Source organism: Actinomadura luzonensis, assembly GCF_022664455.2.
Lineage (GTDB): Bacteria > Actinomycetota > Actinomycetes > Streptosporangiales > Streptosporangiaceae > Nonomuraea > Nonomuraea luzonensis.
This window is the reverse complement of sequence record NZ_JAKRKC020000002.1, coordinates 3,022,961-3,035,156: the sequence shown is the minus strand read 5'-3', so window position 1 is coordinate 3,035,156 and position 12,196 is coordinate 3,022,961. Positions and strand designations below refer to the sequence as shown.

Genomic DNA, 12,196 nt, shown 5'->3' with positions numbered 1-12,196 from the left:
CGATCACTGCTCCCTGCTCGGTTGTGCGACGGGCCGGGCAATCAGCCGGACATCTGGCCCGATGGGGGAAATTTCGTCAAAAGTCAGGCGGTGGATGGCGCTGATCGTGTCCGCCCCGGCCGGCCCGAGCGCAGCGCGGCCGGAGCCGAGCAGCGCGGGGGCCACGTACGCCACCACGCGGTCGATCAGGCCCGCGCGCAGGAACGAGCCGGCGAGCGTGGGGCCGCCCTCCAGGAAGACGCCGACGACCTCGCGCGCGGCCAGCTCCGTCAGCAGGGCGCCCAGGTCGAGGCCGGACCCGTGGCGGGGCAGGCGCAGGACGTCGGCCTTGAGGTGGCTGGCGGGGGCGTCGTCGGCGACGGCGACGAGGGTGGGGGCCTGGTCGTCGAGCACGCGGGCGCCGGGGGGCGTGCGGGCGTCGGTGTCGACCACGACCCGCAGCGGCGCACGCCTCGCCGCACGGTCGCGCGGCCCGGCGGAGCCGGTTCCGGCCGGACGGGCTTCGGCGGGACGGGCTTCGGCGGGACGGGCGGTGAGGCGGGGGTCGTCGGCGAGGACCGTTCCGATCCCGGCGACGATCGCGTCGGCGGCCGCGCGCAGCCGGTGCACGTCGGCCCGCGCCTCGGGGGAGGTGATCCACTGGCTGGTGCCGTCCTCGGCGGCCGAGCGGCCGTCGAGCGTGGCGGCGAACTTCCAGGTCACGTGCGCCCGGCCGAGCCGCGCGTACGTGAGCCACGCCTCGTTGACCCGCTCCGCCTCGGCCGCCAGCACGCCGGTGGTCACCGCGACCCCGGCGGCCCGCAGCCGCGCCGCGCCGCCCGCCGCCTTCGGGTTGGGGTCGGCGACGGCGACCACGACCCGGGCGATCCCGGCGTCGAGCAGCGCCCGGCTGCACGGGCCGGTCCGCCCGGTGTGGTCGCAGGGCTCCAGCGTCACGTACGCGGTGCCGCCCCTCGCCCGCTCCCCCGCCTGCGCCAGCGCCACGACCTCGGCGTGCGGCCCGCCCGCGTACGCGTGGAAGCCCTCGCCGGCGACCGCGCCCCCCGCGTCGAGCACGACGCAGCCGACGACCGGGTTGGGGCTGGTGGTGCCGAGACCGCGCGCGGCCAGCGCGACGGCGCGCGCCATGTGCCCAGCGTCGGACGCGGTGCTGTTGGACGCGGTGTTGGGCGCGGTGCTGGACGCTGTGTCGTCCGGCGTCGGCGCGCCGTTCGGCCCGGCGCCCCGTTCCGGGGCCTGCTCGGGTACCTCCACCCGGGTCTCCTACTCGCCAGTAGCTCCAAGCCACGGCGGGCCCCGGGGGACTTTACGGTGGTGCACGCAATGCACCACAGAAGGCGCCCGGCGGTACACCGGACACCTCGCGCGCTACCTCCCATCCGGACTTTAACCGTCGGTCCCGGAATTCCACCGGGTCAACCGGCCGATGGCATCGGCCGGGTCGCGGACTGTCACCGCCGGTTCGGAGTTTCACCGACCCCGGAGCACGCTAGCTCTCTTCTTCTCTCAGTGTGCCATGTCCGAAACGCCGAACGCGACCGCCCCCCGCCCCCGGATTCAGGCGGCCATCAGCCGGTGCGCCCGCCGCGCCGCCGGCGCGTAGCGGACCTGGGCCGGGACCAGGCCGAGCCCGGTGTGCAGGGTGCGCAGCGTCGCGGTCGCCCACAGGTCGCCGACGGGCGTGGCGGGCAGGCCGTACAGCCGCCTGGCCCAGCGCGGCAGCGTGGCGAAGGCCAGCAGCGTGAGCGCGGGCAGGGCGGGCTTGAGCGGGGTCAGCAGGAGCGGCAGCGGCGCGTTGAGCGACAGGCGCAGCGGGTGGGCGGCCTCCGGCACGAAGCGCAGCCCCGGCCGTTCGGCGTGGATGTAGTCGCGCAGCTCGGCGACCGAGCCGGGCACGTCGCCGGCGCTCAGCCCGACGACCTCGGCGGCGCGCCGCCACTCGGCGACGAACCTGTCGGCGTCGGCGTCGCTGAGCCGCACGCCCGCCCGCCGGGCCACCGACAGGTAGGAGTCGACCTCGCCGACGTGCACCCAGCGCAGCGCCTCGGGGTCGTCGAGGCGGAACGTGAGCCCGGTGTCCGGGTCGTGGCCGGTCAGCTTGGCGTGGATCTTGCGGACCCGGCGGCCGGCCCGTTCGACCTCCTCGGTGCTGCCGTACGTGCGGACGCGGACGAACTCCGTCGTGCGCTGGAAGCGCGACCACGCCTCGGCCGGGTCCATGAGCGCGGAGTTCTGCAGCACGCCGCGCATCGCGCGCGGGTGCAGGCCCTGCATGAGCAGGGCCCGGAAGCCGCCGACCAGGAGGATGGGCTCGCCCATCACGCGCCAGGTCACCGAGTCGGGGCCGAAGATGCCATGGTCGCTCATAAGTGATTAATTACCCAGCTTGGGGATGGTTCATGCCGGCCCGGGGGACGGGCTCAGCCCCGGGCGCGAGTGGCGGCGGCCCGCAGCTCGTCGACGGCCGCGACCGGGTCGGAGGCGCCGTAGACCGCGCTGCCCGCCACGAACACGTCGGCGCCCGCCTCGGCGCAGCGCCCGATCGTCCCGGCGTCCACGCCGCCGTCGACCTGCACCCAGATCCGGCCGCCGTGCCGGCTCACCAGCTCACGCGCCCGGCGGATCTTCGGCAGCACGAGGTCGAGGAACTTCTGCCCGCCGAAGCCCGGCTCGACGGTCATCAGCAGCAGCATGTCGATCTCGGGCAGCAGGTCCTCGTACGGCTCGACCGGCGTGGCCGGGTTGAGCGCGAGCCCGGCCCGCGCGCCCTGCGCGCGGATCTCGCGCAGCGTGCGGACGGGCGCCTTGGCGGCCTCGGCGTGGATGGTGACGCTGCCCGCGCCCGCCTCGGCGTACTGGGGGGCCCACCGGTCGGGGTCGGCGATCATGAGATGGCAGTCGAGCGGCGTGGAGGTCGCCTTGCGCAGCGCCTCGACCACGGGCAGCCCGAGGGTCAGGTTGGGCACGAAGTGGTAGTCCATGACGTCGACGTGCAGCCAGTCGGCGTTGGGCACGGCGGCGGCCTCGTCGGCGAGCCTGGCGAAGTCGGCGGCGAGGATGCTGGGCGAGATCTGTACGGCCATGATTCCGCCCAGTCTAGTGAACGCCGTCACGGTGAACGGCCCGCGCCCCGGCGAGCGCGCCGGACGCCGCCCCGCCGCGCCGGCGGGGAGGTCAGGACGGGCGTCTGCGGAGGAGGGCGAGGAACATGGCGTCGGTGCCGTGCCGGTGCGGCCAGAACTGGGCGTGCGGCCCGTCACCGAGGCCGTCCACCTCGGGCAGGTACTCCCGCGCGTCGAGCTGCTCGGCGTCAGCGCGCCGGGCGAGGACGTCGCCCACCACGACCCGGGTCTCGGCGAGGTGCGGCGAGCAGGTGACGTACGCGACGACGCCGCCGGGCCGGACCGCGTCCAGGGCGGCGCCGAGCAGCAGGCGCTGCAGCCTGCCCAGCTCGGCGATGCCCGCGGGGTCGCGCCGCCAGCGGGCCTCGGGCCGGCGTCGCAGCGCGCCGAGGCCGGTGCAGGGCGCGTCCAGCATGACGCGGTCGAAGACGCCGGGACGCCAGGCGGGCTCGGTGCCGTCGGCGGTGACGACGGCCGCCCGCCGGGTGGTCTGCCAGACCAGCCGCGCCCGGTGGTACTGGACGTCGGCCGCCAGCAGCAGCGCCCCGCCGGGGAACCCGGACGGCCCGCCGGAGACGTCGCCGTAGGCGGCGACGGCGTCCAGCAGGCCCGCCTTGCCGCCGGGGCCGGCGCACATGTCGAGCCAGCGCTCCACGGCCTCGTCGCCGCGGGAGGCGCGCGCCCTGGTCGCGCCGTCGCCGAGCGTCCCGTCCGGGGAGACGAGGCTCCCGGCCGGGTGGCCGGTGATCGGGACGCGGGTCAGGGCGAGGGCGACGAGCTGGCTCGCCTCGTCCTGGACGGCCGCGCGGGTCTCCGCCACGGCCTCGATCTGCCCGGGGTCGCCCTCCGGCAGGTAGGCGGCGTACGGGGAGTAGCGGCCCGGCGTGGCCCCGTACTCCGCCAGCTCCTCGAGGTCGCTGCGCCCCGGCCGGGCGACCAGGGTGACGAGGGGGCGGGCGTTGTCGGCGGCCAGCAGGTCGGGCAGCTCGGCGTCGCCGCCCAGCGCGTCGCGGAAGGCGGAGACGATCCAGCGCGGGTGGGCGTGGGCGACGGCGAGGTGGCCGACCGGGTCGGCGCCGGGGTCGGGCGCGACGATCGGCAGCCACTCCTCCACGGTCCTGGACGCGATCTTGCGCAGCACGGCGTTGGCGAACTTCGCCGGGCCGGGGCCGACGCGCAGGCGTACCAGGTCGACGGTGGTGCCGACGGCGGCGTGCGGCGGGACGCGCATGCGCAGGAGCTGGTGGGCGCCGAGGCGCAGCGCGTCGCGCACGGCGGGGTCGGGCGCGCGGTCGCTGCAGACCTCGATGATCGCGTCGTAGGTGCCGAGCCCGCGCAGCGTCCCGTACGCCAGCTCGGTGGCGAGGGCGGCGTCGCGGCCCTTGATGCCGCGTTCGCGCAGGAGGCGCGGGAGGAGCAGGTTGGCGTAGGAGTCGCGTTCGTCGACGGCGCGCAGGACGTCGAACGCGGCGAGCCTGGCCTCGTCGCGCGGGATCCGCGGCCCCCCGCGCCCCTGCCCGGGCCGCCCCTGCCCGGGCCGCCTCCGCCCCGAACCGCCGCCGGTGCCGGTGCCGGTGCTACTACCGGTGCCACGGCCGTCGCCCGCGCCGCGCGCAGTGCCACGGCCGTCGCCCGCGCCGCGCGCGGTGCCGCGCGGGCCGCCCGCGCCGTCCTGGTGCTCGCCCCTGGTGCTCATGCCGTCAGACTTCCCCCGCCGGGTCACTCGAAGATCTCTTTGCCCTCCGGGCGGACTCCCCGAGCCCACTCGACGGCGCTCATCAGCCGCTTGCCCTGCGGCTGCACCTCGCCCAGCTCGACCGCGTCCGTGGCGGTGCCGACGAGCACCCGCGTCTTGTCGGCGGCGACCTCGCCGGGGCCGAGGCGCTCCCCCGGCACGATGCGGACCGGGCCGAGCTTGACCCGCTGGCCCCGGAACTCGGCCCACGCCCCCGGATTGGGGGTGCAGGCCCGGACGAGGCGGTCGACGTGCATGGCGGGCCTGGCCCAGACGACCCGCGCGTCGGCGACGTTGATCTTGGGGGCGAGGGTGACGCCGTCGGCGGGCTGCGGCCGCGCCTCCAGCGTGCCGTCCTCGACGCCGTCGAGCGTGGCGGCCAGCAGCCCGGCCCCGGACACCGACAGCCGCTCCAGCAGCTCGCCGCTGGTGTCGCCGGGCCGGATCTCCTCGGTGACGACGCCGTAGACGGGCCCGGCGTCGAGCTCCTTGACGATCCGGAACGTCGTCGCGCCGGTGATCTCGTCGCCGTGCAGCACGGCGTGCTGGACGGGCGCCGCGCCGCGCCAGGCGGGCAGGATCGAGAAGTGCAGGTTGATCCAGCCGTGCCGGGGCACGTCGAGCGCGGACTGCGGCAGCAGCGCGCCGTAGGCGACCACGGGGCAGCAGTCGGGCTCCAGCGCGCGGAGCCGGTCGAGGAAGGCGGGATCGCCGGCCTTCTGCGGGCGCAGCACCTCGATGCCCGCCTCCTCGGCGAGCTCGGCCACCGGCGACGGGTGCACCTTGCGCCCCCGCCCGGACTGCGCGTCGGGGCGGGTGACGACGGCCACCACCTCGTGCCGGGGCGAGTCGATCAGGGTGCGCAGCGACGGCAGCGCAGTGCCGGGCGTGCCCGCGAAGACCAGACGCATGCTTGTCAGAGCGCCTTTCCGCCGGTCGCGTGCGGCGAGAACTTGACGACGGGCGCGGCGAGCCCGCTCCACTCGGCCTCGCGGACCGCCTTCATCGCGAGCTTGCGCTGCTTGGGGTCCATGCGGTCGATGAACAGGATGCCGTCGAGGTGGTCGGTCTCGTGCTGGAAGCAGCGCGCCATGAGGTCGGTGCCCTCCAGCGTGACCGGCTCGCCGTGCATGTCGAAGCCCTTGGCCACGGCGCGGACGGCGCGCGGCGTCGGGAACGACAGGCCGGGGAAGGACAGGCAGCCCTCCTCGCCCTCCTCGTCCAGCTCGGACGACAGGTCGAGGTCGGGGTTGATCAGGTGGCCGAGCTGGTCGTCCACGTAGTAAGTGAACACCCGCAGGCCGACGCCGATCTGCGGGGCCGCGAGGCCCGCGCCGGGCGCGTCCATCATCGTGTCGGTGAGGTCTTTGACCAGCTTGCGGAGCTCCTTGTCGAAGTCGACGACAGGGGCCGCCGGGGTGCGCAGCACCGGGTCTCCGAACAGCCGGATCGACTGGATCGCCAAAGGGTCAACTCCGTTTCGTCGGGCGAGGGATCAGCCCAGTTTAGTGTGCTCCAGCGAGCGCGCCTTCATCGCCGCCTTGCGGGCGGCCTTGGCCACGGACGGGTCGCCGTGCCGGCCGGCCAGCAGGTCGAGCACGGCGAGGGTGTCGGGGTGGCCGACGGCGGGCATCTCGCCGATGAGCCTGACGAGGTCCTCCGGCGGGTCGAGGCGCGCGGCGGCGGGCCCGGACAGGTGCGGCCCGGACAGGTGCAGCAGGGCCGCCAGCGAGTCGACCGCGAGCCAGGTGTGGTCGTCGGGGCTGAGCGGCGGGGCCGGCAGGTCGCGGATGTGCAGCCAGGACGCGGCGTAGCGGCGCACGAGGGGCTGCTCCAGCGCCTCGCGGACGGGCGCCTCGGCCTCGGGCCCCAGCTCCTCCAGGACGGCGCCGACCGCGCCGCGCTGCCCGGCGGTGCCGGTGGCGGCGATCGCGACGAGGTCGCGGGCGGCCGCCTCGGGCGGGCGGCGCTCCAGCCAGCCCGCCACGGCGCTCTGCGTGGCCGTGCCCTTGACCAGCGCCTCGACCAGCTCGGCCGCCGACAGGTCGGCGAAGACCTCGACCTCCTCGCTGGTCGGCGCGTCGTGCCCCTCGCGCAGCAGGTCGCGGCGGACGGCCCACACCCCGAGCGGGGTGAGCGCGGTGCGCCCGGCGGGCGTCTGCTCGACCAGCCCGCAGTACGTCAGCAGCGACAGCGCCTCCAGCAGCTCGGCCGGCAGCGCGGCGGCCAGCCTGCGCATCTCGGCCGGGCCGGGGGCGCAGGCGACCTCGTGGGACTGCAGGATGCCGCGGGCGAGGTTGGCGGTGGCGACGCCGGAGCGCACGGAGTAGATCGTGGCCAGCATCTCGGCGAGGTGGCCGTCGACCACCGCCGAGCCGGTCAGGCCGTCGTCGGCGCGGTCGAGGACGTCCATGACCACGCCGTCCCAGAACTCCAGCGTGGCCTCGACCGTGAGCTGCATCGACAGCGGCCCGCGGGAGGCCGTCCCGGCCACGATCTTCAGCAGGCCGGTGTTGACGGCGACGATCCAGACCAGCCGCAGCCGGGCGGCGCTCAGGCCGAGCCGGGCGGCGGCGGCCGCGGCGTCGGCCTCGCTCAGGTGCCCGTCGGCGCCGACCGCGCGCTCGCCCGTCCAGGTGGTGAGCCGGATCGCGTCGGCGACCAGCGGCACCGACGGCACCGCCCGGGCCAGCTCGGCGTCGGACGCCAGCAGGACCGGCGGGAAGGTCAGCGCTTCGTGCTCCTCAGCGGGAGCCGCCTCAGGCTGCCGTGGGGGCACGGCGGCCTGCTCATCGATCAGCTTGCGCAGCTCGGCGAGGTCGAAGACGTTGTTGGCCACTCACGAAACTTACTGCACAGCAGTCACAGGAGCGTACTCAACGGATGGCCCGGGAGCGGGCTTTGAAGGCCGCCTTGCGGGCGGCCTTGGCGACCGTGCCGTCGGGGATGGAACGTCCCAGCAGCTCCAGGACCTCGACGACGTCGGGGTGGTCGACCCGCCACATCTCCTCGATCATATGCGCCGGCGGGCCGGAGGCCGCCATGTTCTCGGCGAAGATCTCCGGGTCCTCCTCGGCGGCCGGCATGGCCAGGGCGAGCATGTCGACGCTGACCCACAGCAGCTCGTCCTGGGTGAGCTGAGGGGCGGGCAGGCCGCGCGCGGCCAGCCAGTGGATGACGTGGGGGCGCAGCTCGGCGTCGTCGAGGTGGCCGCGCACCTGGGGCTCGGCCTCGGCGCCGAGCCGGTCGACGATGGTGACGGCGATGCCGCGCGCCACGGCGGGCGCGCCGGAGGCGGCCGACAGCAGCTCGCCGGCGGCCTCGCCGGGCGTGCGGCCGCTCAGCCAGCGCTCGATGTCGCTCTCGGCCAGCTCGGCGGGCACGCCTTCGAGCAGACCCTGGATGAGCCCGAACGCGTCGGACTCGGCCAGGTCGGGCGCCTCGGGGGCGTCGAGGCCGAGCGACAGGTAGTGCTCGCGCAGGCCCCAGACGGCCAGCGGGGTGAGCTCGGCCTCGCCGTCCTCGACCTTGATCAGGCCGTACCAGGCCAGGCGGCCGAGCACGGCGTCGAGGTCGCTCCCGCCGTCGGCGCTCAGGTCGTCGAGGTAGTCGCCGATGACGCCGACCGGCACCCGTACCTGGAGCCGGTAGAGCATGTCGAACAGGTCGTACAGGCCCTCGTCGATCTCGGCGGAGCCGGTGACGGAGCCGCGCGGGTCGCGTTCGAGCACGCCGGCGACCACGGCGGCCCACTCGCGCAGCGGCTCGCCCGCGCCGGGCAGGGGCCGCTCGCGCAGCATGGGGACGGCCGCGAGCGCCGCGGTCAGCTCGTCGCGCGGGGCCAGGCGGGCGGCGGGCAGCGGCGTGCAGCCGGGGCAGTCGCAGGGCGCCTCGCCGAGGTCGGGCACCTCGCCGGACGGGATGGCGACGGACTGTTCGAGCGATTCGGGGCCGATGGAGCTGAACAGGCTCTTGGCCATGCCGAAGTTGGAGGTGTCGGCGAGCGCGCCGGGCATGCGCGGCTCGATGTCGGTGAGGCGCTCGCGCATGGCGGCCGCCCGCTCCTCGGGGACGGCGCCCGCCTCGCTGAGGTAGGCGACCAGGGTGCGGGCCGCGGCGATGGTCTCCGGGGCGCTCTCCGGAGGCGCGATGACCTTGCGCGGGTAGATGGACAGAAGCAGCTCGTCGAAGGTTTCCGGCGTGAAATCGCCGAGTTCGTTGACGTTGAGGTAGTCGCTGGCGTAGTCGCAGAGCAGGCGGACCTCGTCCGCGTCCACCTCGACTTCCCGCGCGCGCCCCCAGGCGCGCAGGTCGTCGATGGCCTGGTTCACCCATTCGATCGACACAGGGGCACGCTAACGGCTGGCCCCCGGATGAGCGAATCGGGGAAACGGTCTAAATCAGGTCGAGCGGGTCGACACTCACCCTCACGACATCCGGCGCCTTACGCGCCGCGCGCACCCCGCTGGCCCCCTTGAGCGCCGCCGCCAGCGCCGCCCCACCCGTCCTGCGGACGCGGACCATGGCCCGCTCCTGGCCCGCGTCGTCCACCGGCACCGGGCCGAGGACCTGCGCGTCGTCCGGCAGGCGGGCCTCGTCCAGCATCTGCCGGACGGCGGCGGCCGGGCCGGTGAGCGTGGCCATCCGCACGGCGGGCGGGAAGCCCAGCTCGGCCCGGTCGGCCAGCTCGCGCTCGGCGTGCGTGACGGGGTCCCAGCGGACGAGGGCCTGGACGGCGGGCAACGCGGCGTCGGCCAGCACCACCAGCTCGGCGGCGGGGCGGAGCAGGGCGGCGGCGTTCATCCAGCGGCGCACGGCCTCCTCGGCGGCGCGCAGGTCGGCCCGGCCGAGCAGCGCCCAGCCGTCCAGCAGCACGGCCGCCGCGTAGCCGCCCTCGGCGACCGGCTCGGCGCCGGGCGTGGCGACGACCAGGGCGCGGGCGGCGGGCACGGCGGCACCAGCACGCCGTCGCGGCCGGACGTGCGCACGTCGGCACCGACGGGAACGCCCGGCCCAGCCTCGGCGGTGCGGCGGGCGCCGGTGACGACGGCCCGCAGGCGGGGCTGCCGCAGTTCGGGCAGCGCCAGGCCGCGTCCACCCGGCCGCACCAGCGGCAGTAGGGGGCGGCGTGGCCGCCCCGCAGGGCGAGCGGCCCGTGGCAGAGCGCGCCGACCGGCGCGGCGTCGCCGGCCGCCCCGAACGCGCCGAACGCCGAGTCGCCGGCGGGCGGCAGGGGTGCGCCGGGCGCGCCCGGCATGGGGATGGTGAGCGCCGCCGGCCCGCCCTTTCCCGGCCCGCCTTGGACCGGCCCGTCCTTGGTCGGCCCGCCCTTGGTCGGCCCGCCCTTGGTCGGCCTGTCCTTGGTCGGCCTGTCCTCGGTCGTGCCGGCGGTCGGGGCGTCGAGGAGGTGGGCGGCGGCGCGGGTGGGCGGCAGGACGCAGCGAGCCGGCGTGCGGCAGTGGTGGCAGGCCAGGGCGGGCAGGTAGCCGCGCCTCGGCACCTGGACCAGCACCGGGCCGCCGCCCTCCAGCCCGTGCCGCAGCGCGCGCCAGGCGAGGCTCGGCAGGCGGGCCTGGCGGGCGGCCTGGTCCTTGGCCAGCTCGGCGTCCTCGCCGACCGGGCGCACCCGGGGGGCGAGGCTCCTGAGCGTGGCGCGGGCCGCCACGATGGGCCGCGCCCAGCCGCCGGCGACGAGCTGGGTGGCCTCGGCGGTGCGGGCGTAGCCGCCGATGAGCATGGCCGCGCCGGTGCGGTGGGCGCGCAGGCCCAGCACCTCACGGGCGTGCGGGTACGGGGCCAGCCGCTCGGCGTGCAGGTCGTCGCCGTCGTCCCAGATCGCCACCAGGCCGAGCCCGGCCACCGGCGCGAACATCGCGGCCCGGGTGCCGACCACAGCCCGCACCTGGCCGCGCAGCACCTTCAGCCAGCGCCGGTAGCGCTCGGCGGGGCCGAGGTCGGCGGTCAGCGCCACGTGCCTGCCGGGGCCCAGGGCGCGGGCGAACTCGGCGTCGGCCAGCGCCACGTCCTTGCCGTCGGGGACCACGAGGACCGCTCCCCTGCCGCCGTCCAGGGCCGCCCGGACGGCCTCCGCCATCGGCCGGGCCCAGCCGCGGGCCCCGGGCAGGGCGGACCAGACGGCGCGCGGGGCCCTGCCGTCGCGCAGGGCGTCGAGGAAGGACGGGCCGGCGGGGTAGTCGTCCCAGGCGCTCCCCGCGGGCTCCCCGGCCGGCTCCTCCCCGGGCTCGTCCGCCCCCTCCTTGGGCTGCTCCGCCTCCACCTTGGCGTGGCGGGGCGGGACGGCGAGGCGGAGCACGTCGGTGAGGGTGCCCGCGTACCGGTCGGCGACCGCCCGCGCCAGGGCGGCGACCTCAGGGGTGAGGACCCGCTCGGGGGACACCACCCGTTCCAGCGGGGTCAGCCGGCCCTCGTGGTCGCTCTCGTCCACCCGGTCCAGCAGGAACCCGTCCACCAGCTTGCCCGCGAACCGCACCCGCACCCGCACGCCCGGCTCGGCCGTCTCGTGCATCGAGGCGGGCACCAGGTAGTCGAAGGGGCGGTCGAGGTGGGGCAGGGGGCTGTCCACGGCGATCCTGGCGACAGGACGCGCGGGGGCGGGGACGACGGCGCCCCTGGTGTCCTTGGCCGGCGAGGCGTCCTTCGCCGACGACGAGGCCGCGGGCCGCACGGCGTCGAGCGGCAGGAGGGCGTCGTCGGAGTCGGTCACGCATAACGTCTACCAGACCCCGCTCCCCTCGCAGGCCCGGCCGCCGGATCGAGCCGTCCGGGATCGGCGCAGCTCACAGCGCGTCGACGGCCCCATGGCAGCACAACCCGCTCCTGCCAGGCCGTCAGCCACCAGCCCTGAGCCCTGAGGGACGGGCCGAGGTCGTCAGGGACCGCACGGGAAGCGACGCCGCCCGGACGACCGGCTGTCCGCCCGGACGACCGGCTTCCCGCCCGGACGCCGACTCCGCGAACGACAGCGACGCCTCCGGAAGAGCCGGTCGGTCGCGACGAGCAGCCCTGCCCTCCGGCCGGCTCTCCCCGCCGCACGAACAGCGACGCCTCAGGCACCGCGACTCGCCCCGACGCACCGCGACACCGCCAAGCGACATGCCCCACACGACAGGCCGCCAGGCAGTCAGGCGACGCACTTCATCCGGCGAGCCACCACGCCGCCAGGCGACCCGGTGTACTCGTCAGGCCGCCACGGGCCAGATACGCCCCGACGGCCCCGCCGCCGAGCGTCGTCACCCCGCCCGGCAGGCGAGATGGCGTACTCGGCAGGCCGCGGCGCCAACCGACGACACGGCTCGCCCGAGGGGCCGCGGCGCCACGC

General features: G+C 76.4%; 8 protein-coding genes, 1 pseudogene and 1 riboswitch. All 9 genes and pseudogenes read right to left on the bottom strand.

Annotation, left to right across the window (positions count from 1 at the left end):
• Positions 1-3 precede the first annotated feature (3 nt).
• The 9 genes and pseudogenes from ribD to MF672_RS44430 all read right to left on the bottom strand — a co-directional run bounded on the left by ribD (position 4) and on the right by MF672_RS44430 (position 11,581).
• A complete protein-coding gene (gene ribD, locus MF672_RS44470; protein ID WP_242382569.1) occupies positions 4-1,254 on the bottom strand; it encodes a bifunctional diaminohydroxyphosphoribosylaminopyrimidine deaminase/5-amino-6-(5-phosphoribosylamino)uracil reductase RibD in 1,251 nt (416 codons plus the stop codon).
• Positions 1,255-1,361: 107 nt separating this feature from the next.
• Positions 1,362-1,492: riboswitch (FMN riboswitch) on the bottom strand.
• Between the two features lie 65 nt (positions 1,493-1,557).
• On the bottom strand, positions 1,558-2,367 hold the full coding sequence (locus MF672_RS44465) for an oxygenase MpaB family protein (RefSeq protein ID WP_242382568.1): 810 nt from the start codon (positions 2,365-2,367) through the stop codon (positions 1,558-1,560).
• A 53-nt stretch (positions 2,368-2,420) separates the two neighbouring features.
• Positions 2,421-3,083: a ribulose-phosphate 3-epimerase gene (rpe, locus tag MF672_RS44460; protein WP_242382567.1), complete on the bottom strand. Its 663-nt coding sequence runs from the start codon at positions 3,081-3,083 to the stop codon at positions 2,421-2,423.
• Positions 3,084-3,174: 91 nt separating this feature from the next.
• Positions 3,175-4,818: an RsmB/NOP family class I SAM-dependent RNA methyltransferase gene (locus MF672_RS44455; RefSeq protein WP_242382566.1), complete on the bottom strand. Its 1,644-nt coding sequence runs from the start codon at positions 4,816-4,818 to the stop codon at positions 3,175-3,177.
• Positions 4,819-4,841: 23 nt separating this feature from the next.
• Positions 4,842-5,768 (bottom strand): methionyl-tRNA formyltransferase, encoded by a 927-nt coding sequence (fmt, locus tag MF672_RS44450; RefSeq protein ID WP_242382565.1) that lies wholly within the window; start codon positions 5,766-5,768, stop codon positions 4,842-4,844.
• A gap of 5 nt (positions 5,769-5,773) precedes the next feature.
• Complete coding sequence (def, locus tag MF672_RS44445) at positions 5,774-6,322, bottom strand: peptide deformylase (RefSeq protein ID WP_242382555.1); 549 nt, start codon at positions 6,320-6,322, stop codon at positions 5,774-5,776.
• 30 nt (positions 6,323-6,352) lie between these two features.
• Entirely contained in the window at positions 6,353-7,696 is a 1,344-nt protein-coding gene (locus MF672_RS44440; RefSeq protein WP_242382550.1) for a hypothetical protein, read from the bottom strand.
• A 37-nt stretch (positions 7,697-7,733) separates the two neighbouring features.
• The gene (locus tag MF672_RS44435; RefSeq protein WP_242382546.1) at positions 7,734-9,203 is read right to left on the bottom strand and encodes a hypothetical protein; all 1,470 of its coding nucleotides are present in this window, start codon (positions 9,201-9,203) and stop codon (positions 7,734-7,736) included.
• A 49-nt stretch (positions 9,204-9,252) separates the two neighbouring features.
• Positions 9,253-11,581 (bottom strand): annotated as a pseudogene (locus MF672_RS44430) (primosomal protein N').
• Positions 11,582-12,196 lie beyond the last annotated feature (615 nt).